The sequence below is a fragment of the Rhizobium sp. RCC_161_2 genome (assembly GCF_041355235.1).
GTDB lineage: Bacteria > Pseudomonadota > Alphaproteobacteria > Rhizobiales > Rhizobiaceae > Rhizobium.
Genome location: NZ_JBFUPL010000015.1, coordinates 60432 through 82414 on the forward strand (window position 1 = coordinate 60432; position 21983 = coordinate 82414).

Sequence of the window (21983 nt, forward strand, 5' to 3'; positions counted from 1 at the left end):
AATAACGTGCAGTGACAAGAGATCCTACCACCGAGGCGCCTGTCAGAGGTGAAAGTCCGGATTATCTCTCGCCGCGCCGATAGGGCTGCATCAGCGCCTGCGGCACGCGGGCGCGCCGGCTCATCACGGCCAGCGCGACTATGGACAGGATATAGGGTGTCATCAGGAAGATCTGGTAGGGCACGCCTTGCACCGCCGTCTGCAGGCGGAGCTGGAAGGCGTCGAAGAAGGCGAAGAGCAGGGCGCCGAACAGCGCCCGGCCCGGTCGCCAGGAGGAAAAGACGACGAGGGCGATGCAGATCCAGCCGCGGCCCTGCACCATTGTAGGGAAGAAGCTGTTGAAGGCGGAGAGCGTCAGGAAGGCGCCGCCCATTCCCATCAGCGCGCTGCCGACAATCACGGCACCGTAGCGCACCTTCATCGGGTTTACGCCTTGCGCTTCAGCGGCATGCGGATTCTCGCCGGTCATGCGGATCGCGAGCCCAATTGGCGTGCGAAAGACAATATAGGCCATGAGCAGCGCCACCAGGATCGCCAGATAGGTCGGCGCGGTCTGCGTGAAGAAGGCGGGGCCGATGAAGGGCAGGGTCGACAGGCCGGGAATGCTGATCGGCTGGAACGGCACGATGGTCGGCGGCGTTCCGGCCACCGGCACGACCAGCCGGAAGACATAATAGCTGAAACTCGAGGCGAACAGCGTCACCCCAAGACCGGAGACATGCTGCGACAGGCCGAGCGTCACCGTCAGCGCCGAATGCAACAGGCCGAAGACGCCGCCGGCGATCGCGGCGATCAGAAGGCCGGTCCAGAGATCGGCGCCATGATAGACCGACAGCCAGCCGATCATCGCGCCGAAGGTCATGATGCCCTCAATGCCGAGATTGAGCACGCCCGCGCGCTCGCAAAGCAGGGCTCCCAGCGTGCCGAAGATCAGCGGCGTGGCGATGCGCAATACGGCGGCCCAGAGCCCGGCGGAGGCGATGATGTCGAACAGCGCACTCATCGGCGGATCCTGTATTGCGTGAAGAACACCGCGATCAGCATGGTGAGCAGTGATAGGGCCACGGTGACATCGGCGATATAGGTAGGGATGCCGAGGCTGCGGCTCATGCCATCGGCGCCGACGAACATGGTGGCCGTGAAGATGGCGGCCAACACCACGCCGAGCGGATTGAGATTGGCGAGCATGGCGACGACGATGCCGGCATAGCCGAAGCCGGGCGACAGATCGGTGGTCACATAGCCCTTGACGCCCATCACCTCGATCGCACCCGCGAGCCCGGCAAGCCCGCCTGACAGGCAGGCGACCTTGACGAGCGTGCCGCCGAGCCGCACGCCGGCGAAGGCCGCGCCGGAAGGGTTGAGGCCGGCGGCGCGCGACCGCATGCCGAACACCGTGCGCGACTGGACGAAATAGACGACGACAGCCAGAGCGATGGCGATCAAAAAGCCGATATGCAGCCGCGAGCGGGCGATCAGCTTCGGCAGCATGGCATGATCGACGACCGCCTGAGACTGCGGCCATCCGAAGGCCGTGGGATCCTTCAGCACACCGTCGATCAGCATGGAGACGAAGAGCACCGCGATGAAATTGAGGATCAGGCTGGTCACCACCTCGTCGACGGAGAAACGCAATCTCAGCCAGAGCGGTATCAGGATCAGCACCATCCCGGCGACGGCGCCGATGACGAGCAGCAGTGGGATCAGGATCGGGGCCGGCAGTCCGGCCAGCATGTTCGAGCCGAAGGCGGCGACCGCAATCGCGCCGAGATAGAACTGTCCCTCGGCGCCGATATTCCAGAGCCGGGCGCGGAAGGCGACGGCAGCCGCAAGCCCCGTCAGCATCAGAGGTGTGGCGCGCGTCAGCGTCTCGGTTGCCGAAAGCCGCGAGCCGAAGGCGCCGATCAGGATGCGTCGGTAGGCTTCGAGAACGGGCGCGCCGGCAATCGCGATCAATATGCCGGCCAGCGCCAGCGCAGCGACGACAGCGAGTAATGGTGTCAGGATCATCAGGTAGAGGGGGCGATGCTCGCGACGTTCAAACCGCATGGATGGTCTCCGGCGTTTTCGACCATTCTCCGGCCATCATCAGGCCCAGCATGCGGGCGTCAGCCTCCTCGGCGTCGACCGGCGGCGACAGCCTGCCACCGACGATCGCCTGGATACGGTCCGCCAGGGCAATGACCTCATCGAGATCCTCCGAAATCAGCAACACTGCCGTCCCCTTTCGCCGTGCTTCCAGAATGCGGGCGTGAACGGCGGCCACCGCGCCTTCGTCCAGCCCGCGCGCCGGCTGCGCGGCGATGAGGATTTTCGGGCGCTGATGGAGGTTGCGACCAAGAATAAGCTTCTGCATATTGCCGCCCGACAGCAGCCGGGTGCGGCTTGTCGGAGCGCCGCCCCGTACGTCGAACTCTGCGATGATCTCCTGCGCGAAAGCGATGCCGGCCTTCCGGTCGACCAGGCCGTTCTTCGAGAAAGAGGAAAGGCGTTCCAGCACGGCGTTTTCCCAAATCGCCATTTCGCCGATCGCACCTTCCTTGTTGCGGTCTTCTGGGATGCGGCCAATGCCTGCTCCCACGACTTCGGCGACGTCGGGATTGCCCATGGGCTCGCCGAAGAAGAGAAGCTCGCCCGATGTGCGGGCAAGCGTGCCGGAGAGTATCTGCGCGAGTGCTGTCTGGCCGTTGCCCGAGACGCCGATGATGCCGAGAATTTCGCCGGCGCGCAGGTTGAAGCTGATTTTCTTCAGTCGCTCGACGCCGCCAATGTTCACCGTCACGTCGCGCGCTTCAAGCGCGACCTCGCCCGGCGTGCCCGGCTCGCGGACCGGGCGGGTCACCCGATGGCCAACCATCAGCTCCGCAAGTTCCGCCTTGTCCGTCCGCGACGCCTCGCGCTCGGCCACCTTCCTGCCGCCGCGCAGCACGACGATGCGGTCAGCTGCGGCCATCACCTCGTCGAGCTTGTGGGAAATGAAGATCAGCGACAGACCCTGGCGGGCCATTTCCTTGAGCGTCGCAAACAGCTTCTCCGCCTCGATATTGGTGAGCACGGCGGTCGGTTCGTCGAGGATCAGGATACGGGCGTCGTTATAAAGCGCCTTGAGGATTTCCACGCGCTGCTGTTCGCCGACGGAAAGATCCCCGAGCCGGGCATCGGGATCGACCTTCAGGCCAAAACGCTCGGAGAGTGCCAGCAGCTTCCTGCGCGCGGCGGCGGTGTGCGACCGCCACGACCAGAGCTTTTCGGTGCCGGTCATGACGTTTTCGAGCACTGTCAGATTGGGCGCGAGGGAGAAATGCTGGTGCACCATGCCGACGCCAGCGCTGATCGCCGCGCGCGGCTTGCCATGCGGCAATTCGGTGCTGTCGATCAGGATCCGCCCGGTATCCGGCACGTAATGGCCAAAGAGGATGCTCATCAGCGTCGTCTTGCCGGCGCCGTTCTCGCCGAGCAGCGCCACGATCTCACCTTTGGCAAGCGTGAGCGAGATATCGTCATTGGCGATGATGTCGCCGAACCGTTTGCTGACGCTGTCTATTTCAAGGACCGGTCCGGTCATGCCGGGAGCCCCGCGATCGGGTAACGATGCTGCCAGCGTCCCTCCGCCTCGAGCCGGGCGGCAAGAGACAGCAAAAGGGCATCCTTGCCCATCGGCGCCATGATCTGGACGGGCAAGGGCAGGTTATCGGCATCGGCGCCGAAGGGCAGCGTCAGGGCCGGAAAGCCGGAGATATTGGCGAGCGAGGCAAGCGGCGCGAAAGCCGTCATGCGGTCGAGATGCAGCTCCGTATCGGAATGATCGGTGGGAAAGGATCCGATCAACGGCGGCGGCGAGGCAAGCATCGGTGTCAGAAGGATATCGACCTTGTCGAAGAGGGTCCACAGGCTGCGGCTCGCCTGCACCGCGCCGTTGAGTGAATCCCAGAGCGCTGTTGCCGGCATGGCGCGTCCGCGCAGGATGAAAGCCTGTGTCATCGTTTCTGCGGCATGCATATCGAGGTCGAGACCATCCACCAGGGCTGCGATATTGACGGAGACAATATCGCCAAAAGCGCGTCCGCTGGCCAAGACCGGCTGTTCGACATCGCTCCAGACAAGGGGGACTAACCGGTGCCCTTGTGTTTCGAGAAGGCGCGCCGCGGCTTCGATGGCCTGCAGCCGTTCGGGCGCTGTGGGATAGCGTGCGCCTGTGTCGGCAAGCAGGCCGATCCGCAGCGATCCCGGTTGTGCCGCGATCTGCTCGATATCCGCAAAAGGCCCCTTGGTCTTGCCGCAGAGTGTCTCAAGGAGCCGGCTGGTATCGCGCACCGAGCGCGTCACGGCGAGCTCGCTGGCAATGCCGCCGAGATGATTGCCGAAGGAAGGGCCGGCCGGAATCGCGCCCCTCGTCGGCTTCAGGCCGACAAGGCCGCAGCATGCGGCCGGTACACGGATCGAACCGCCAGCATCCGTGGCGTGGGCAAGCGCAGCGATACCCGCCGCCACGGCCGCCGCCGCACCACCAGAAGAGCCGCCAGCAGTGCGGGCAGGGTCCAGCGGATTACGGCAGATCGGGCCGATGGCGGGCTCGGACGCCAGGGAGAAGCCGAATTCCGGGCTGGTGGTCAGCCCGAAGAGGCAGAAGCCCGCCTCGCGAAACCGCTTTGCAAGATCGCTATCGGCCTTGCCGCCCTCGCGCTTGAACAGACGCGAACCCGCCGTCACCGGCAGTCCCGCAAAGGGGCCGCCGAGATCCTTGGCAAGCGTCGGCACACCGGCGAAAGGCCGAGCGGCAAAGCGGTCCGGATGTTGCGATCGTTCCTGATCCATGGCCCGAGCGGAGGCAAGGCCCATCTCGGCGTCGAGATAGGCTATCGCGCCAAGAGAAGCCTGCTGCTCGCTAAGAGCGGCCTGCATGGCGTCCATGCAGGTGAGCTTTCCGGCCTTGATGGCGCCGGCCAGGTCAGTGGCATCGGCGGAGGGATGGCGGGGCATAGTCGGGCCGGATTACTTCGGCTGTTCCATCACCTTGGGAACCTCGAAGGTGCCGGCTTTGATGTCGGCGCGGACCTTTTCCATCGCCGCTTCGGCATCCGCCGGTGCCACGCGCTTCACATAAACGATGTCGCTGCCGCCATCCTTCATCAGACCATAGGCTGTGTAATTGCGCCCAACCGGCTTGCCGGCAGCGACGTCGGCAATCGCCGCATTGAGGATGGGACGGAAATACCACATGGCATTGGCGAACACCGTGTCCGGGTAGCGCGGCGTGTAGTCGATCAGCGAGCCGACCGACTTGATTTTGCGCTCCTTGGCGGCATCCGCCGTGCCGATGCGCTCGCCGAACAGGATGTCGGCGCCGGCGTCGATCTGCGCCAGGCCGGCCTCGCGCGCCTTCGGCGGGTCGAAGAAGGTACCGATGAAGGAGACGAGATGCTTGCAGTCGGGATTGACCGCCTTGACGCCGGCCGCAAACGCATTGATCAGCATGTTGACTTCCGGGATCGGGATCGCGCCGACCGAGCCGACGACGTTCGATTTGGTCATCTTGCCGGCGAGCATGCCGGCGAGATAGGCGCCGTCATGGTTCCAGGTGCCGAACACGCCGAAATTGCCGCCGGCGGCCTCGCCGCTGGAGCCAAGCACGAAAGCGGTATCCGGATAGTCGGCGGCGACCTGGCGCGCTTCCTTTTCCACCGCATAGGCTTCGCCGATGATCAGCTTGTTGCCCTGTTCGGCATATTCGCGCATGGCGCGGGGATAGTCGGTGCCCGATACGCCCTCGGAGAACACATACTCGATCACGCCTTCCTTGGCCGCGTCCTGAAGCGCCTTGTGCAGGCAGGAGTTCCACGCATTCTCCACCGGCGAGGCATGAATGCCGGCGACTTTCAGCGGTGCGGCGGCACGAGCGGCGGGCGCAAGCGCGCTCACACCAAGAGCGATGCCCGATGCGATGACCGCACGGCGCGATAGGATAATGTCATGTGTCATTGTCTGTTCCCACGTTTTTGATCGTTTGGTCAAAAGTCTATGGGGCGACCAAAAAAGTGTCAAGCAATCGAGCGGCTTAAAGAATGTGCATTCCGGCGCCGTGCTGGCGACCGAGATGATGGATTATAGGAAAGGCGCCTCCAATCTCAGATTGGCACGAAAAATGCGTGTCCCGTCGACGATCGCAACCCACGTTGATGGAGACGGCGGACGATGACAAGGCAGGCAAATGGCACTTTGGATGTGCGGTTGATGCGCACGCTACTGACCTTATTGACGGAGTGCAGCGTGTCGCGAACGGCCGACCTCCTGGGTCAGGCTCAGCCGACAGTCAGTCTGACGCTCAAGAGACTGCGAGAAATGTTGGACGATCCGTTATTGGTAAGGTCTGGCGGTGCGCTGGTACCAACGGAACGGGGACTGGCATTGAAGGAGACGCTGCGCGATATACTCGGCCAGATCAACACGCACCTTGCTCCCGATCCCACCTTCGACCCCAAAAACGCCAGGCGAAACTTCCGCATCATTGCCGACAATTGCCTCGGTGCCGTTTTTCTACCGCAACTTGTTGGGAGGATTGCACAGAAGGCACCCAACGTCGGTGTTGATGCGTCCCACATGCCGAGCTACGACGATCTTCTCAGCCAGTTGGCGGACGGGTCCATCGATGCGGTTATTGGGAACTGGCCGCATCCACCGGAATATCTGAGGATGTCCCCTCTATTGACGACCGATATTGTCTGCGTCGTGCGCCCAAGCCACAGACTGGCGAACCGCAGCGAGCCTATCCGGATGGAAGAGTTCCTGACGGAAAAGCATCTTTCTCCGACGCCAGATAAACGCGCTCACCTAAGCCCGATCGATGGGCGGTTGATCGAACTCGGCCTTAAACGCAATATCGCCACATCGGTCCCGGAATACGCAATTGCGCCCTATGTCCTCGCCCAATCCGACCTCGTTTTCACCACTGGACGAATTTTCGCGGAGCAGATCGCCCAAGCGTTTCCCTTCGTCGTTCTGGAGGCGCCTCGCGAGCTTGGACAGATGCAGTTCTATATGCTCTGGCACGAGTGCAAGCATCAGTCGCCTGACCATGTCTGGTTGCGACAGATGATAAAATCGGTAGCAGCCGACGTTCGTGCCAGCGATACAACCGCGTCGGAACCGCTTAAATCTATACGCTCCAAAACGCCCGCATTCGGTTGAACCGCGCTGGATCGCTATTAACACGCCGCTGCCGGTCTCTTCGCGGTGCAATATAGTCTATTTATGTTCGGTTATGGCCGTTTCGTTCCAAACGGACCACACTGGTTGCAGTCCAATACCAACCAGATGAGGGCATGATGGCCGGTTCAGGAATTACCCGACGTGAAGTGCTTGCAGGGATTGCGGCCGGTGCGGCAGCAGGGATGTTCGGTTCGTTGAGCAGCGCCAGAGCCGCCGTTTCCGAAATGGTCTGGGCGACCTGGGATTCCAACGGCCATCCTGAATATATTGCGGCCTTCGAAGCGCAGACCGGCGTCAAGGTTAAGCTGTCCTATCTCTCCAGCGAGGACGCACAGTTCGCGGCTCTGAAAACCGGGACAGCGTCTGACTGGGACATGATCAATCCGTCCCTCAACGGAAGCTGGCGCTACATCAAGGCAGGACTGCTTGAAGAAATCGACATGGGCAAAATCCCAAATGCCGCCAAAATGTACGATGTCTTCAAGACGACGCCAAAGGTTCTTGATGCCTCGGGCAAGCATTTTGCGGTTCCCTACCTCTGGGGCCTCAACCCGATTGTCTATCGCAAAGACAGGTTCGAAAGCGAGCCTGACTACACGACACTGTTTAACGAGAAATACAAGGGCCAGCTCGCCATGCGCGACTATGCGCTGGAATCCATAGGGATAGCCGGTCTGGTCGCCGGCATACCGCGCGACAAAGTTTTCCTCATGGAGACCAAGGAGCTGGCGGAAGCCAAAAAACTGCTGATCGCGCAAAAGCCGTTGCTGCGTACCTATTGGCAGACGATCGGCGATCTCACAAACCTCTTTGCTACGGGCGAGGTCTCGTGTGCGTTTTCGTGGCGAGTTCCCTATGACGCACTTAAAGACAAGTTGAACATGGGGATGGCGAAGCCGAAAGCCGGGATCATGGGCTGGTGCGACTGCTTTGCCATGCCGGCAACACTGTCTCCGGAAAAGACCGAAATCGGCTATAAATTCGTCGACTATCTGCTTGGCGCAGACTTCGCGACCCAGATTGCCAAGATCGGCAACTACGCGACCACTTCGTCCATTATTCGCGACAAGCTGTCGAAGGAGGAGCAGGAAACGATCTTCGTTGACGACATGGATGTGATGAAATCCTTCATGTGGCCCGTCGCCCCGGAGAATTACTCGGAGTGGCTGAAGGTATGGAATGAAGTCAAGGCAAGCTGATGAAAGTCAACACGCCTGACATGGTGTCCGATCCGTCAAGGTCCGGGCTTTTGCTGTCGGCCCGCGGCCTGACCAAGAATTATGGCAAGGACCGCGCGGTCGACAGTGTCGATCTCGACATTCCGGAAAGAGCTTTCACTACGTTTCTCGGCCCTTCGGGCTGCGGCAAGACCACGATACTGCGCATGATTGCCGGCTTCGAGACGCCGGACGCGGGATCGATCGTGCTTGACGGACGCTCGCTTTCCGGCGTTCCGCCGGAGCGGCGTCCGGTCAACACCGTCTTCCAGAGCTATGCCTTGTTTCCGCACCTCACCGTGTTCGGGAACGTCGCGTTCTCGCTGACGCTTCGGCGCCAGAGCAATGTCGATGTGGCTGCGCGCGTCAAAAGGGCGCTGGACGCCGTGCATATGGCGGAGTTTGGCGAACGATATCCACACCAGCTCTCAGGCGGTCAGCAGCAGCGGGTCGCGGTGGCACGTGCGATCATCGCCGAGCCGCATCTGCTCCTGCTCGACGAACCCTTGTCGGCGCTGGATAAAAAGATGCGCGGCCATCTTCAGATCGAACTGAAGGACCTGCAGCGACGCCTCGGTATCGCTTTTGTCTATGTGACCCACGATCAGGACGAGGCCTTCGCGCTCTCAGACATCGTCGTCGTCATGAACAAGGGACGGATCGTTCAAAGGGGCGACCCTTTGACGATCTATGCTCGTCCCGCCAACGCCTTCGTTGCTGATTTCATCGGCGCTGCGACACTTATTCCCGGCGAGATTGCCGGCAGCGGTGCGATCCCCGGATCGGCTGCGATCGACACGGCAATAGGCATCGCCCAGTGCCCGTCTGTGGAGGGGTTGTCGCGTGGGGATAAGGCGGTGCTTGCCATTCGACCTGAGAATCTTCGCATTGCCACAGGTGCGGGTGTGATAAACGCGACGATCCAACATGTCGTGTTCAAGGGTGACAGATATCTCATCGAAGCTGGGGTGAAAGGCATCACCTTGCGGTTCATGGCGGATCATCCTCTTGCTCCAGGAACGGATGTCGGCCTGGCGTTGGATCCCGATCGCGCCTTCATCACGAGGGTCGAGTGATGGCCCTGGTGTTTCACCGCGCGCATTTTGCCGTGCCCGTCGCATGTCTTTTATTGGTGGGTTGCGTTCTGCCGCTCGCTTTGCTCCTGGTGTTCAGCTTCTTTGAGGTGGATCTCGACGCCTTCACGATGGTTCCGGCATTTTCGGGACAGAGCTGGTCGCAGATTTTTACCAATCCGGTCTTCGCCTTTCTGATTGGCAAGGCAGTAATCTCAGGTGCGGGGACGGCGGTGCTGGCGACTTTTGTCGGGTATCCGATAGCGATTTCGATGACGCGCCTGCCTGCTCTTTGGAAGGGGATTGCAAGTATCGTCCTGCTGACGCCGCTCTACACCGGCGAGATCGTGCGAATTTATGCCTGGCGTGTCGTTCTTGGCTCCGAAGGGTTGATCAACGCCGTCCTGCAATGGCTCGGTCTTATCGATGAACCTTTGAAATTCCTGTTATTTTCGCCGTTCACCACGCATCTCGTGCTGCTTTACAACAATCTGCCATTCATGGTTCTGGCGATCTGGATCTCAGCCGAGTTGATTGACAAAAGGCTGATTGAGGCCGCCCGGGATCTCGGCGCCCGGCCATCGGATGCGTTCTTGAAGGTTATCCTGCCTTTGACCACTCCCGGGCTGGCCGTCGGCGTCTTTACAGTCTTTGCCCTGGCTGCCGGCGATATGATGACGCCCAGTCTTCTTGGCGGAACGTCGGGCGCGACGCCGATGGCGATGATCGATAATCTGTTCGGTACTGCCTTCGATTGGCCTCTGGCGTCGGCTCTGGCCCTTAGCCTTCTTGTCGTCCTTTTCGCATTTGCCATCGGGTTCGCCACCGTCCTTCTTCGGCTCAACGGTGCAAGGGCAGTCTTCCGGCGGGGGTTGAAATGACCCGATTTGCGATGTTCACACTTGGTCTTGCGGCCTGCTTTTTCTACCTGCCGATTGTCGTTCTCGCGATTTTTTCCTTTAACGCGTCAAGCACGATGGCTTTTCCCCTAAGCGGCTTTACCTTTGCCTGGTACGCCGATCTTGTTGGCAACGCGGCGTTTCAGGACGGCTTCATAACCAGCTTTTTGATCGCCCAACCTGTCGGGCTTCTGGCTGCGTTCATCGGCCTCGTCGCCGCCTTGGCCCTGACGTCGCCGCGAATGTGGTTTCGGGGCGCATTTGCCGTTTTGATCCTCGTGCCCTTTCTCGTGCCGAAGACTGTCCTTTCCATCGCGCAGGCAATGCTCATGAGCTGGGTGGGACTGGGACGCGGAGCGACAGCTCTCATTCTGGCACAAACGATTGTTGCCGTCCCCTTCACCACAACGATCATCGCCGCCGTGTTAATTCGGCTCGATCCACGGCTGGAGGAGGCGGCCCGGGATCTGGGTGCTACGCCGTGGCAGAGTTTCCGGCGTGTTCTGCTTCCGCAGCTCAATGTCGCACTGAGTGCCGCCTATTCCATCGGGGTTATTCTGTCGTTGGCGGATTTGACAATCTCGATGTTTTTGGCCGGCCGCACGCAGCCGCTTTCCCTTATCGTCGCATCGGAGTTTCGGCGGGAACTCAAGCCTGACCTCAATGCGATGCAGGTGGTCGTCCTCCTGTTGACTGCCCTGATCGTGGCGCTGACAGAGATTAATCGCCGACGCCGTCTACGCGGACGTACGGCTCATTTGCGAGATCAAACATGACATTCTCCCCCGCCGATGTGCCGCGGATGACGGTTGACGACCTGAAGCAGGCCGCCCGCGCCGATCTTGCCGCGCTTGGCTATCCGAACCCGCCATGGATCGCCGATCTGCAACGGCCTGATGCAATAGAGATCGCCGATGTCATCATCGTCGGTGCCGGCCAGTCCGGCATCACGATCGCGGCAGCGCTGAAGTGGGATGGGGTGAGTAACGTGCGCGTTCTCGACAGTGCGGCGCCAGGGGCTGAAGGGCCGTGGCTGACCTTTGCCCGCATGGAGGAATTGCGCACCCCGAAAACGCAGGTCGGCAACGAATTCAATGTCGTCAATCTGTCTGTGCGTCGCTGGTTCGAGACAGTTTACGGGCGTCACGCCTGGGAGGAGCTTCCACGTATTCCAAGAAAGGACTGGAAAGCCTATCTGGATTGGTATGCCGAAGTCTTCGAAATCGCGATTACAAATCATTGCGAGGTTGTCGACGTGGCTCCTGAAGGTGATGTCATCGCCGTCACGACCAATGTCCGCGGCGTGGTGGAAAAGTCTCTGGCGCGCGCAGTTGTCTTGGCCACGGGATATGATGGTGCGGGTGCATGGCGAGTTCCAGGTTTCGTCTCCGAGGGGTTACCGCCGAACAGGTTCAATCATACAAATGGTCCCATTGATTTTGAAGCTTTGAAGGGCTTGCGCGTCGGCGTGCTTGGGCATGGCGCATCGGCATTCGACAACGCGATCAAGGCTCTTGAAGCGGGTGCTGCCTCTGTCGATCTCTGCTTTCGGCGTGAGAAGCTGCCACGCACGAACCCGCATCGCGCAATTGAGACACCCGGGATGATGACGCATTATCCGGATCTCTCCGACAGTACGCGCTGGAATATTTCGCGCTTCTTCCGCAGCGTCGACCAGCCGCCGCCGGTGCGGAGTTTCGAAACCGCCATGGGTCTTGCCGGGTTTCGGCTGCGCCCCGCCACGCCGTGGCTCGCGGTTTCTGAGCAAGCGGACGCAATCCGAGTCGATACGCCAGACGGCATTTTGGAGTTCGACCATCTCCTGCTTGCGACTGGCATGCAGATCGACCTTGCTGCCCGACCGGAACTCACAAGCATCCATGATAAGGTTGCACTTTGGGGCGAACGCTACACGCCCGAGGACGCCGATAAGGATGCTCGTCTCGCACAGCTTCCCTATCTCGATGCGTTCTACGGCTTTGTCCCAAAAGACGCTGCCGACACCTGGCTCAGCCGCGTATTTGCCTTCAACAGCAGCAGTTTTATCAGCCACGGCCCGCACTCGACCTCGATCAGCGGACATAAGCATGGCGTTCCCCGCCTCGTGCGCGGTGTTCTGCGCCGGCTTCTTCTCGATCAGGAAGAAACGATCCTGCCGGCATTGGCGGCCTATGCCTCGCCCGATCTGCCGGTCTCCGATGATTTTGAAGATCGTGTTGCCACGGCAAATTCGCGTCCGGCAAGCGCGGATCAATCCGACAATCGTGTTTGAGGGTACCTCATGACGACCTCTTTTTATTGGACCGATCACTCGACCGCCGATTTCGCTTCCCGTGATTTGAGCGAGACGGTCGTCATATTGCCGATCGCGGCTATCGAGCAGCATGGCCCTCATCTTCCTGTGAAGGTGGACGCGGCGATCAATGCCGGCATCCTTGATCGAATGACGCTCTTGCTTGACGCTGGTGCCGACGTCTTGATCCTGCCGGCACTCAACGTTGGCAAATCGGATGAGCATCTGGCCTATCCGGGCACGCTCACCATCTCCGGGCAAACACTGCGCCTCGTCTGGCTCGACATCGCCAGAAGCGTGAAGCGTGCGGGCGCCCGAAAGCTCATTCTTTTCAATTCGCATGGCGGGCAGATCTCGCTCATGGACATGACCTGCCGTGATATCCGTGTGGAGCTCGATATGCTTGCGGTTGCCTGCTCCTGGTTCCGGATAGCGCCGGTCGAAGATCTGTTTTCTTCGGCGGAAATTCTTCATGGTATCCACGGCGGGGATATCGAAACCAGCATGATGCTTGCTATTGCGCCAGAGCTGGTCGTCATGGACAAGGCAGAAGACTTTGTGCCGCTAACGGTCGGCATCGAACAGTCCGGCAGCCTGCTAACGGCAGAAGGCGCGGTGGGCTTCGGCTGGCAGGCGCAGGATCTTCATCCGGCCGGCGTTTGCGGCAATGCCGCCAATGCTGATGCCGACAAGGGTGTGGTCGTTCTTGATCGTGCTGCGGCTGCGTTGGTTCGTCTTATCGAAGCCGTTCGCAGTTTTGACATAGGCCAGCTCACCTCCGAAACCCGCTTTTCGGCAATGAGATAAGCCATGCTGGCGATCCGCGACGTCGAAACTCTTCATATGCAAATGACAGACGGAGTGCAGTTGGCTGCCGATGTCTATCGCCCCGTCGGACCGGAAACATATCCGGTTCTGGTGATGCGGTTGCCCTACGGACGCAAGGTTGCCTCGACGGTCGTTCTGGCACATCCCGCCTGGTATGCAGCCCAAGGCTATATCGTTCTGGTGCAGGACGTGCGGGGCAGGGGCGGTTCGCAGGGCGTATTCAGGGTTCTCGAAGACGATATCGCCGATGGCGCGCTCACACTTTCGCTGGCAGCCGATCTTGCCGGCGGTAATGGCAGGGTGGCGAGCTACGGGTTCAGCTACCATGGCATGAACCAGTTCATGGCGCTTGCGGGTGCGAAACGATCGGGCGGAAAAGTTCCTGATGCCATGGCGATCGCGATGGCAGCCTTCGACGTGCGCAATCATTGGGCCTTCGAGGGCGACGGGTTCCGTTTGCAGTCAAACCAGGTGTGGGCCTGTCAAATGGCGGTTGAAAATGCCCGGCTGGCTGGTGACATTGCTGCCGTCAACGCCTTGCGCGCCGCTCTGCCATCGTTGCACTCCGACCCGATTTCGGCAAAGCCGGAAGCGTTGAAGCATGCATCGCGATACACGCATTACCATGATTGGCCCGCCGACGATCCGGCTTATTGGCGGGAAAGGTCGCCAAAGACGGTGCTTGAGGGCGTAACGCTGGACGTTCCGGTTCTGCATGTCGGCGGATGGAACGACATCATGCTTGAGGGCACCTTTGCGGCCTTTGACGCTTTTTCGTCGGGTCCCTGCCTGCAGCGGTTGTCCGTCGGACCCTGGTCGCACCTCCCCTGGGGACGACGGGTCGGCGCGCTGGATGCCGGGCTCGAAGCTGCAGGCGGGATCGACCCGGAGATAATAGCGTTTTTCGACGAGGTCCTGAAAGGCCGCGAAAACCGCCATCCGAAAATCCGGCTGTTCGATATAGGCAGGAAGGCCTGGGTCGGTTTCGAAAACCTGCCGAAGACCGACGAGTTGTTGCTCCATCTCAGATCGAGCGGCCGGGCGGCGCCGACGAGTGTCGATGGCAAGCTTGACGAAAAGGCGGGCTCCTGGAGCTCCGACTATCTGGTGCACGATCCATGGCGGCCAGCTCCAAGCGTCGGTCTGCATCTTGGGACGCCATCGGACTTTGTCGACAGGGCAGCGATCGATGACCGGGCCGATGTGGCCGTCTATACCTCGGAACCTCTCGACAGCCCGCTCTTTCTGGTTGGAGCACCGGACGTTGAGCTGTTTTTGACCTGCGACCGACCAAGCTTCGATCTTGACTGCACCTTAAGTGCACTCGCCCCGGACGGGGCGGCCATCACAGTGACCGCCGGTCATAAGACTATGATGGTACAAGACAACGTATCGGTGATTATCGTCAAGATGCGTCCGATGTGCATGACGGTGCCGGTGGGACATTGTCTGCGCCTTTCTATTCAGGCGGCATCGTTTCCAGCTTTCCCGGTCAATCCGGGCACCGGCGTCCGTCCCCAGCACGCGGCTTTTATCGACGGGCTTGTCACAACACTCGTGCTTCGATCCGGTGATGCCCACTCCTCTGCCATCCGCTTGCGGCTCCTGGCGGAGACTGGCGCCGAAAGTGCTGCCGCCACTCTTAGAAAGGCTCAATATGCCAGCGATCTCCAATGAAGAAGCCGCCGAGGGCCTTGAGGCAATCCTGGCCGACATGCCGGGGTGGGGATCGGAATTTTCGCACACATTCGCCAATCACGCCCCAATGGTTCTCGTGGCACTCGACCGCATCGGTGGCGCGCCTCCTCAACTTCGGCGCTTCTTTGATCACTACAGAGATGCAAAGCAGCTCATACCCTTCGCTCAGCCGATTGCGTCCCTCGATGGCAACAGTTGGAAAGCGGCAATCGGAGCGCGCGAGCGGGAACCCGATCTGCGTATATTCTTCTCAGGCGAGCTGACGAGGCTGGGGATCCATGGTGCCTTGCAGCTCTATCTCCCCGATCTTGCGGCCGGTATTGCTGCCAGCGCTTTTCACGCACTGATGCGAACGGCCTATGGCGTTCTTCGAGGCAACGAGGCAGATGTCGCAATCGCGCTTGCCTATTGGGCCGCCACCTATCTGCCGCTTCCATCAGCAAAGGGGACGCCGCCCATAACGCGCGACCCAGCCGAAGTGCTTGCGATGACCGCAAAGATTGCACCATTGCATGGCATGAAGCTGCATGAGCTGTTGTGGCAAAATATGCGGGACGCCGGCAACGTGCCGGCGTTTGCACCCGTCGTCGATTGGCTTGAAATTGGGCCGGAGACCATGGAGCTAATGGCATCCACCGCCCTTTCGCTGTTTGCCGCAACCCAGCATTTTGCAGCCTTGCATGTCATCACCGGACTACACTGGATCCGCCTGCTTGCACCTCATTGCGATGAGGAAACGCTCTATCGGATGTTGCGGGTATTCTGGCAGGGTATTGCCGCGTTGATGGGCGAGCTTGGTTTTCCCGAGATACCGGACAAAGTCGTGGTTGATCGCTGGCGTAACATACAGGCCCCCGATTGGTCCGAGATACACGCGATCGCCGCGCAGAGTTATGATGAGCACGATATCAGCCTTGCCTTTTCCGCAAGCGAGGAAATGAAGGTCTATGGCGACCCGCTCTATGGTGTTGTGGTTGCTCGTCGCCTAGGTCTTATCGGAGACTACCTGAAATGACGGCAGCGACGTCGAGAACCGCCGATTGTATTATCGAAGCCGGGACGGTGCTTTGCGGCCTTGCGCCCGATGGCAGCATGGCGATGCGCCATGACGTGGGCATCCGTGTCGATGGCGGCATGATTGCTCAGATCGGACCGATGCCGGCGGTTGCCTATGGCAACGACCATCTTCCTCGGTTTGGCTCCCGCGACATGATTGCCATGCCGGGACTGGTCAACAGCCACCATCATTTCGGCATAACTCCCTTGATGCAGGGCGTGCCCTTTGCGCCGCTGGAATTATGGCTGCCGCAGTTCCGGGCGATGCGTCACATCGATGTCAGGCTCGACACGCTCTATTCGGCGATCGAGATGCTGGAAAGTGGCACCACGATGGTACAGCATATCAACAGTGGATTTGCCGGCGCACCGGATGGCTGGATGGCCACGGCAGATGCGACGCTTAAAGCCTATACCGAGATCGGCATGCGGGCCGGTTTCTCTTTCATGATCCGCGACCGCAATATTCTGACCTATGATGACGACGCAAACGTTCTTGCCGCCCTTCCCGAAGCCGTGCGCGCGTGGATTGCGCCAAAACTTAACGCTGCCGCAGTGCCAATCGTAGAGCTCATGGCGTTTTACAGAGCGCTCAGCGAGCGCTGGTTGGCGGCGCAGCCCGATCATGTCCGCATCAATCTCGCGCCGGCGAACCTTCACTGGTGCACCGATGAATGCCTCCAGACGATCTTCGAAACGGCGCGCACCTCTGACGCACAGGTGCATATGCATCTTCTGGAAACCGAGCGGCAATCAGGTTTTGCCCATAATAAGTTCGGTCACAGCGCTGTACAGCATTTGAAGGCGCTCGAGTGCCTCAGCCCCAATGTGACGCTTGGCCATGGCAATTGGATGAGCCGCGCCGATCTCGACATAGTCGCCGACTGCGGCTGTACCATATGTCACAACGCGTCTTCGGGGCTCCGGCTTGGCAGTGGCATTGCTCCCGTCAACGAGATGCGGCGTCGCGGCATTCCGGTGGCGCTCGGCATCGACCAGTCGAACATCGCCGACGATCGCGATATGACGCTCGAAATGAAACTTGTCTGGGCGCTGCATCGCGAAACCGGACTGTGGAACGACCGGCCCGATGCCGGTGCTGTGCTGCAGATGGCCACGGAACATGGCGCCAAATCCGTCGGCTTCGGCGGCTTTACGGGCCGGCTCGAACCCGGTCTGCAAGCTGATATCGTGCTGATGGATCGGCGAAAGATTGGCCGCCCGCATCTCAACATGAGAACATCTCCGGCGGATGCCGTTCTGCATCGCGGGGGGCGACATGCCGTCCATCAGGTGTTTATCGGCGGGTGTCTGGTCGTTGACAACGGCAAGGTTACCACGATCGACCGTGAGGCCGTACTGCTCGAAATTGCAGATATACTCAAAGGCCCGGAAACGCAGACAGAGACGCAGGCGTGGAATGCCATCGGCGCCCTTCTTCCGCATTTGGAGGCGCATCACCGAAAATTCACGCCAACGACCGCGCAGCGCGCGTATCGATATAATTCGATGGCCGACAATCAGGACTGTGAATAGTCATTGCGCAATGACCCTGATCACCTCGGCGAGAACAATTGTTTGCCGTACCTATCGGTATGGGAACCCCATGAGCGGTTCACGCGGAAGGCATGGGGAACTGCCCGACGGCTCCTAATCACGCGAGGTTTGAGCCCTTAAATACCCAGTCCAAAGATCCGGGCATGTCATCGCGCTGAAAAGCCGGCTCGCGCCGGCTCCTCAAGTGTTTCAAACTTCCCTCACAGCACGGCAACCACGGCCTTGGCGAGGTCGTCGAGCCGATCCTCTCTGAGGCCCGCGACGTTGAAGCGAGAATCGCTGACCATATAAATACCGAACTCGTCTCGCAGACGATCGACCTGTGTTTCGGTCAGGCCGAGCCGCGAGAACATGCCCCGATGATCGGCAATAAAATCGAAGCGAGAGGAGTTGGATTGGCGACGGAGCGCCTCGGCAAAGCCCTTTCGCAGATTGAGCATGCGAAGCCGCATGGCTTCGAGTTCGGACTTCCAGTCAGCGCGCAGTGCATCGTCCTCGAGGATGATGCGGACTGTGGCGGCCGCATGGTCCGGCGGCATGGAATACAGTACGCGAGTGGTAGCGAGCGCCTGGCTGCCGGCGATCTTTACGCTCTCCGCACTCTTGCCCATCAGGATGACGGCGCCGAGGCGGTCACGGTAAACCGAAAAGTTCTTCGAGCAGGAGGTGGCGACAGCCATTTCCGGCACCTTGCTTGCGAGCAGGCGAACGGCGGCGGCGTCTTCCTCCAAACCGTCGCCGAAGCCCTGATAGGCGAGGTCGACGAAGGGGAAAAGGTCGCGCTCGATGAGAAGATCCACGACCGGAGCCCACTGCTCGATCGTCAGATTGGCGCCGGTCGGGTTGTGGCAGCAGCCATGCAATAGGATGATGTCGCCGGCCTTCGCCTGCTTCAATCCCTCGAGCATGGCATCGGCCTTCACCGTGCCGCTGGTGGGATCGAAATACGGATAAGTCGCGGTTTTGAAGCCTGCAGCCTTCAGGATCGGCACATGATTCACCCAGGTCGGGTCGGAGAGCCAGACGGTGGCGTCAGGCCTGGCCTTTACAAGCAGATCGGCGATCGTGCGAAGCGCGCCCGAGCCGCCCGCTGTCTGGCAGGCGAACATGCGCGAGAGATCGGTGTTCTCGCCAAAGACCAGCTTCAGCATGGCCCTGTTGAAACCTTCATCGCCTGCCATGCCGACATAGGTCTTGGTCGTCTGGCTTTCATAAAGACGCTTCTCGGCGTCACGCACGGCCCGCATGATGACGGTCGCACCGTGCGAGTCTTTGTAGACGCCGACGCCGAGATCCATTTTCGTCGGCCGTTCGTCGTTCTTGTAGAGAATCGAGAGGCTGAGGATCTTGTCTGGCGGGGCGGCAGTGAGGGTTTCGAACATGGCTTTTCCTTCGAACTGAGGTCAAATACGCAACTGCTTCACATTGGCAGAATCAATGTTCCAACTCACTTTGCGATCCGGCGTGGATCGCGGCAAGCACCTGCTTTTGAAGCGCAACGAATTGTGACGATATGGACCTCATGATTTCATGAGTCTTCTTCGTTCAAAACCCATAGAGCGGAGATGGCAAGTCTTCACGATTCACCATCTCCGAGACCCCGTATAAATTCGGAAATATACACGATAGGCCATGCGTGGAGCGCGCCGAACGCCGCGCCCCACCTGATTGCAATCAGTCCAACTTGTGTTTCGCAAGCCAATCGCCGGCCACGACATCGAAGCTGTCATGGTTGGCCAGACGGCCATTCATGATAACAAGATCCGTTGTCGTTAGAGCGGCAGAGACCGCATCGAGCGTCTTGGTTACGACGTCACTGATTTTGGGAGTGGCGATCACCGGAACGATGTTCTGAGCGGAGAAAAGATTTTTGACGTCTTCCAGCACAACGAGGTCGTTTTCGGCGATAGCGGGGTCAGTCGAAAATAGATTTGCGACCTGCACCTGGTCATTCACGAGTGCCGCAAGCGTCAAAGGTCCGCCCACATCGAGCGCTCTTAGCGATTTGAACTCTATGCCGTAGAGATCTTTCAGGCCGATCATGCCTTCCTTGCGCGTCTTCCATTCCGGCGGGCCGCCAAGCACGAGTTGCGATGCGACTGGTGTAAGATCAGCGATCGTCTTCAGTTTGTATTTCTCAGCTGTTTTACGCGTCACGGCAATGCTGTCGGAATCCTGTGCTGCGGAAGGCGTCAGCATTGAGATTCCTTTGGGGAGGGCCACCTTGAGGGCCGCGGCAACATCACTTGGCGAGTGGGCGGTGGCGTTCTTGTCGAGATAATTTAATGTTGCGCCTGCATATTCCGGCAGAAGATCGATCGATCCGTCGATCAGCGCAGGAATATATACCTCGCGACTGCCAATGTTCAGCTTCGTTTCCACTGGAACACCCTTGGCAGCCAGCGCCTTGGCGTAAATCGTCGCCAATAGCTGACTTTCAGGAAAATCCGCGGAACCGACGATGATGGTCGTGGTGTCGCTTCGCACAGCCGGGGCTGCCGACAGCGGATCGTCTGCTGCGAGTACCGACGCGGCTGAAAGGGCCATAAGCGCGAATGCACCAACGGCGGTGATCATCTTAAATGTCATGCAAGCTACTCCGTTTGTTAATAGTCATTGGGGTGAAAAAGTTGCTCTTTGATAAGCGCTGCCGTCCCAAGCATCGTCAGTCCGGCAGAGACGGCGGCCCTCGATATGATGCCGATTAGGACGATTATACTGAGAGAAACCAAGCTGTGGCATTTTAAATGGTCTTGTTCTCGGCCGGTGGCTGGTCAAATCGCGATCGCATGAAATTACCCGAAAGAACGTGCGTGACCCCGACTCCGGCAGGTGAGCAAATCTATGATATCATTAGGAGATTATAGCACAGACCCTTGAGTGAAGTGGTCGAAAATCATCAACTTTTGCGTGGCAATAGAAAAACATGCCTTCAAGTTGTGCGATAGAGCCATGGCATTCCAAGGCGCCGATGGGCATGGTTGGAATTGCAACTCGCCCGCAACATTTGGAAGGAGCAATGTTTCGCGCTTCTCGGCGATCCATCTGTGATGCCCGTTTTTATCGATACATCAGGTCATGCGACAAGCGCTGGCGATTCGACACACCGCACGCACTCTGCCGCAAACCAGGCTTTGAACGACGTCACCAAGGGGCGGTTTGCGCTGCGCTGAGGTAGGTAGATGCAATACGGATTTGCGAGCAGGAGTCTCTGTTTTGTGGCGACAACCAGACGACCCGCTTCGACCAGATCGGCGCAGAACAGTCCTTGACCAAGCGCGATACCCAAGCCGCCACAAGCGAAATCGATCGCTGCCATGGATGAATTCGCCGTGATGCCGCGTTGCATCTGGCGGTTTGGTGTCAAGCCGGCTTTTTCAAACCAGGTTCTCCATGACGGGAACGATGCGGCGGAAGGTCCCCAGTCCGTGTGGATCAAGGTCGCCTCCAGCATGCTCTCGGTGGAGAGCGCCCCCCCATATTTGTCCAGGAATGCGGGCGAGCAGACCGGATAGACGGCGTCAGTGACAATGTCTTCCACATGATGCTGCGGGTAATGCGAGCGCCCATAGGAGAGACGGAAATCGATCCGCTCACGTTCGAATGGCACGGGATCATCTTCCCCGCGCAGGGAAATATCGACCGAGCCGTGTAAGCGAAGGAAGTCCGGCAGGCGCGCGGATAGCCACCCCATCGCCACCGACGGTGCCACCGATATCACCAGCGAGGACCGGCGGTCGCCCCCGTCAAGCTCGCGTGCAACGCTGCGCAGGTCCGCGAAGGCGTTGAGAAGTTGCGGAAACACGTCCATTCCTGCTTCCGTCAGCACGACACGCCTATTGGCGCGGTGAAACAGTTTTCGTCCGGCCTGCTCCTCGAGGGCGCGAATGAGCTGACTGACGGCTGCCGCCGAAATCCCCAGTTCTTCGGAGGCCGCGACAAAACTTCCTGACCGGGCCGCAGCCTCGAACGCCTGCAGACCTCGAAGGGATAGAACACCAGTCATGCATGCACCAAAGTTAAGCTGAGCTTTTCATTCCGGTAGAAATAATCGTTTTTACCCGAAAGTAAACTTGCCTAAATTGGCCGCAGAAAGCGCATGCTAGGAAGCAGGCGCTGCATTGTCTTACCATCCTGAACCCCGAAATGGAGTGCG

18 protein-coding genes are annotated in these 21983 nt (G+C 59.7%); 10 read left to right on the forward strand and 8 right to left on the reverse strand.

The window, feature by feature from the left end; genetic code table 11:
* Nucleotides 1-61 precede the first annotated feature (61 nt).
* The 5 genes from AB6803_RS28485 to AB6803_RS28505 are packed head-to-tail and all read right to left on the reverse strand — an operon-like array spanning nt 62 to nt 5979.
* Nucleotides 62-1003, reverse strand: coding sequence for an ABC transporter permease (locus AB6803_RS28485; protein ID WP_371112053.1), 942 nt, complete (start codon nt 1001-1003; stop codon nt 62-64).
* Complete coding sequence (locus AB6803_RS28490) at nt 1000-2049, reverse strand: ABC transporter permease (protein ID WP_371112054.1); 1050 nt, start codon at nt 2047-2049, stop codon at nt 1000-1002. Before AB6803_RS28490 ends, AB6803_RS28485 begins: the two co-directional genes overlap by 4 nt.
* Entirely contained in the window at nt 2039-3565 is a 1527-nt protein-coding gene (locus AB6803_RS28495; protein ID WP_371112055.1) for an ABC transporter ATP-binding protein, read from the reverse strand. The genes AB6803_RS28490 and AB6803_RS28495 overlap by 11 nt, the downstream gene beginning before the upstream one ends.
* A complete protein-coding gene (locus AB6803_RS28500; protein WP_371112056.1) occupies nt 3562-4980 on the reverse strand; it encodes an amidase in 1419 nt (472 codons plus the stop codon). Before AB6803_RS28500 ends, AB6803_RS28495 begins: the two co-directional genes overlap by 4 nt.
* A 12-nt stretch (nt 4981-4992) precedes the next feature.
* Nucleotides 4993-5979 carry a BMP family protein gene (locus AB6803_RS28505; protein WP_371112057.1) on the reverse strand — a complete coding sequence of 329 codons (987 nt, stop codon included), beginning with the start codon at nt 5977-5979 and terminating at the stop codon, nt 4993-4995.
* A 213-nt stretch (nt 5980-6192) separates the two neighbouring features.
* Between AB6803_RS28505 and AB6803_RS28510 the strand changes: the two genes are divergently transcribed.
* The 10 genes from AB6803_RS28510 (at nt 6193) to AB6803_RS28555 (ending at nt 17806) form a co-directional block, all read left to right on the forward strand.
* Complete coding sequence (locus AB6803_RS28510) at nt 6193-7185, forward strand: LysR family transcriptional regulator (protein WP_371112058.1); 993 nt, start codon at nt 6193-6195, stop codon at nt 7183-7185.
* Nucleotides 7186-7319: 134 nt separating this feature from the next.
* The gene (locus AB6803_RS28515) at nt 7320-8405 is read left to right on the forward strand and encodes a PotD/PotF family extracellular solute-binding protein (RefSeq protein ID WP_371112059.1); all 1086 of its coding nucleotides are present in this window, start codon (nt 7320-7322) and stop codon (nt 8403-8405) included.
* The gene (locus AB6803_RS28520; RefSeq protein ID WP_371112060.1) at nt 8405-9499 is read left to right on the forward strand and encodes an ABC transporter ATP-binding protein; all 1095 of its coding nucleotides are present in this window, start codon (nt 8405-8407) and stop codon (nt 9497-9499) included. The genes AB6803_RS28515 and AB6803_RS28520 overlap by 1 nt, the downstream gene beginning before the upstream one ends.
* On the forward strand, nt 9499-10377 hold the full coding sequence (locus AB6803_RS28525) for an ABC transporter permease (protein WP_371112061.1): 879 nt from the start codon (nt 9499-9501) through the stop codon (nt 10375-10377). Before AB6803_RS28520 ends, AB6803_RS28525 begins: the two co-directional genes overlap by 1 nt.
* Nucleotides 10374-11171 carry an ABC transporter permease gene (locus tag AB6803_RS28530; protein ID WP_371112062.1) on the forward strand — a complete coding sequence of 266 codons (798 nt, stop codon included), beginning with the start codon at nt 10374-10376 and terminating at the stop codon, nt 11169-11171. The genes AB6803_RS28525 and AB6803_RS28530 overlap by 4 nt, the downstream gene beginning before the upstream one ends.
* Complete coding sequence (locus tag AB6803_RS28535) at nt 11168-12667, forward strand: NAD(P)-binding domain-containing protein (protein WP_371112063.1); 1500 nt, start codon at nt 11168-11170, stop codon at nt 12665-12667. Before AB6803_RS28530 ends, AB6803_RS28535 begins: the two co-directional genes overlap by 4 nt.
* Nucleotides 12668-12676: 9 nt before the next feature.
* Nucleotides 12677-13495: a creatininase family protein gene (locus AB6803_RS28540; protein ID WP_371112064.1), complete on the forward strand. Its 819-nt coding sequence runs from the start codon at nt 12677-12679 to the stop codon at nt 13493-13495.
* A gap of 3 nt (nt 13496-13498) precedes the next feature.
* Nucleotides 13499-15193, forward strand: a complete 1695-nt coding sequence (locus AB6803_RS28545) for a CocE/NonD family hydrolase (RefSeq protein WP_371112065.1) — start codon at nt 13499-13501, stop codon at nt 15191-15193.
* Nucleotides 15174-16229 (forward strand): questin oxidase family protein, encoded by a 1056-nt coding sequence (locus AB6803_RS28550; RefSeq protein WP_371112066.1) that lies wholly within the window; start codon nt 15174-15176, stop codon nt 16227-16229. Before AB6803_RS28545 ends, AB6803_RS28550 begins: the two co-directional genes overlap by 20 nt.
* Nucleotides 16226-17806 carry an amidohydrolase family protein gene (locus AB6803_RS28555; protein ID WP_371112067.1) on the forward strand — a complete coding sequence of 527 codons (1581 nt, stop codon included), beginning with the start codon at nt 16226-16228 and terminating at the stop codon, nt 17804-17806. Before AB6803_RS28550 ends, AB6803_RS28555 begins: the two co-directional genes overlap by 4 nt.
* A gap of 221 nt (nt 17807-18027) precedes the next feature.
* Here the strand turns inward: AB6803_RS28555 and AB6803_RS28560 are convergent, their stop codons facing one another.
* The 3 genes from AB6803_RS28560 to AB6803_RS28570 form a co-directional block, all read right to left on the reverse strand.
* Nucleotides 18028-19209, reverse strand: coding sequence for an aromatic amino acid transaminase (locus AB6803_RS28560; RefSeq protein ID WP_371112068.1), 1182 nt, complete (start codon nt 19207-19209; stop codon nt 18028-18030).
* A 292-nt stretch (nt 19210-19501) separates the two neighbouring features.
* Nucleotides 19502-20416, reverse strand: a complete 915-nt coding sequence (locus AB6803_RS28565) for an ABC transporter substrate-binding protein (protein ID WP_371112069.1) — start codon at nt 20414-20416, stop codon at nt 19502-19504.
* A 487-nt stretch (nt 20417-20903) separates the two neighbouring features.
* Complete coding sequence (locus tag AB6803_RS28570; protein WP_371112070.1) at nt 20904-21833, reverse strand: LysR substrate-binding domain-containing protein; 930 nt, start codon at nt 21831-21833, stop codon at nt 20904-20906.
* Between the last annotated feature and the right edge of the window lie 150 nt (nt 21834-21983).

Coding starts and splice junctions, on each gene's coding strand:
- AB6803_RS28485 (WP_371112053.1), bottom strand. CDS start 1,003: ATGAGTGCGCTGTTCGACATCATCGCCTCCGCCGGGCTCTGGGCCGCC.
- AB6803_RS28490 (WP_371112054.1), bottom strand. CDS start 2,049: ATGCGGTTTGAACGTCGCGAGCATCGCCCCCTCTACCTGATGATCCTG.
- AB6803_RS28495 (WP_371112055.1), bottom strand. CDS start 3,565: ATGACCGGACCGGTCCTTGAAATAGACAGCGTCAGCAAACGGTTCGGC.
- AB6803_RS28500 (WP_371112056.1), bottom strand. CDS start 4,980: ATGCCCCGCCATCCCTCCGCCGATGCCACTGACCTGGCCGGCGCCATC.
- AB6803_RS28505 (WP_371112057.1), bottom strand. CDS start 5,979: ATGACACATGACATTATCCTATCGCGCCGTGCGGTCATCGCATCGGGC.
- AB6803_RS28510 (WP_371112058.1), top strand. CDS start 6,193: ATGACAAGGCAGGCAAATGGCACTTTGGATGTGCGGTTGATGCGCACG.
- AB6803_RS28515 (WP_371112059.1), top strand. CDS start 7,320: ATGATGGCCGGTTCAGGAATTACCCGACGTGAAGTGCTTGCAGGGATT.
- AB6803_RS28520 (WP_371112060.1), top strand. CDS start 8,405: ATGAAAGTCAACACGCCTGACATGGTGTCCGATCCGTCAAGGTCCGGG.
- AB6803_RS28525 (WP_371112061.1), top strand. CDS start 9,499: ATGGCCCTGGTGTTTCACCGCGCGCATTTTGCCGTGCCCGTCGCATGT.
- AB6803_RS28530 (WP_371112062.1), top strand. CDS start 10,374: ATGACCCGATTTGCGATGTTCACACTTGGTCTTGCGGCCTGCTTTTTC.
- AB6803_RS28535 (WP_371112063.1), top strand. CDS start 11,168: ATGACATTCTCCCCCGCCGATGTGCCGCGGATGACGGTTGACGACCTG.
- AB6803_RS28540 (WP_371112064.1), top strand. CDS start 12,677: ATGACGACCTCTTTTTATTGGACCGATCACTCGACCGCCGATTTCGCT.
- AB6803_RS28545 (WP_371112065.1), top strand. CDS start 13,499: ATGCTGGCGATCCGCGACGTCGAAACTCTTCATATGCAAATGACAGAC.
- AB6803_RS28550 (WP_371112066.1), top strand. CDS start 15,174: ATGCCAGCGATCTCCAATGAAGAAGCCGCCGAGGGCCTTGAGGCAATC.
- AB6803_RS28555 (WP_371112067.1), top strand. CDS start 16,226: ATGACGGCAGCGACGTCGAGAACCGCCGATTGTATTATCGAAGCCGGG.
- AB6803_RS28560 (WP_371112068.1), bottom strand. CDS start 19,209: ATGTTCGAAACCCTCACTGCCGCCCCGCCAGACAAGATCCTCAGCCTC.
- AB6803_RS28565 (WP_371112069.1), bottom strand. CDS start 20,416: ATGACATTTAAGATGATCACCGCCGTTGGTGCATTCGCGCTTATGGCC.
- AB6803_RS28570 (WP_371112070.1), bottom strand. CDS start 21,833: ATGACTGGTGTTCTATCCCTTCGAGGTCTGCAGGCGTTCGAGGCTGCG.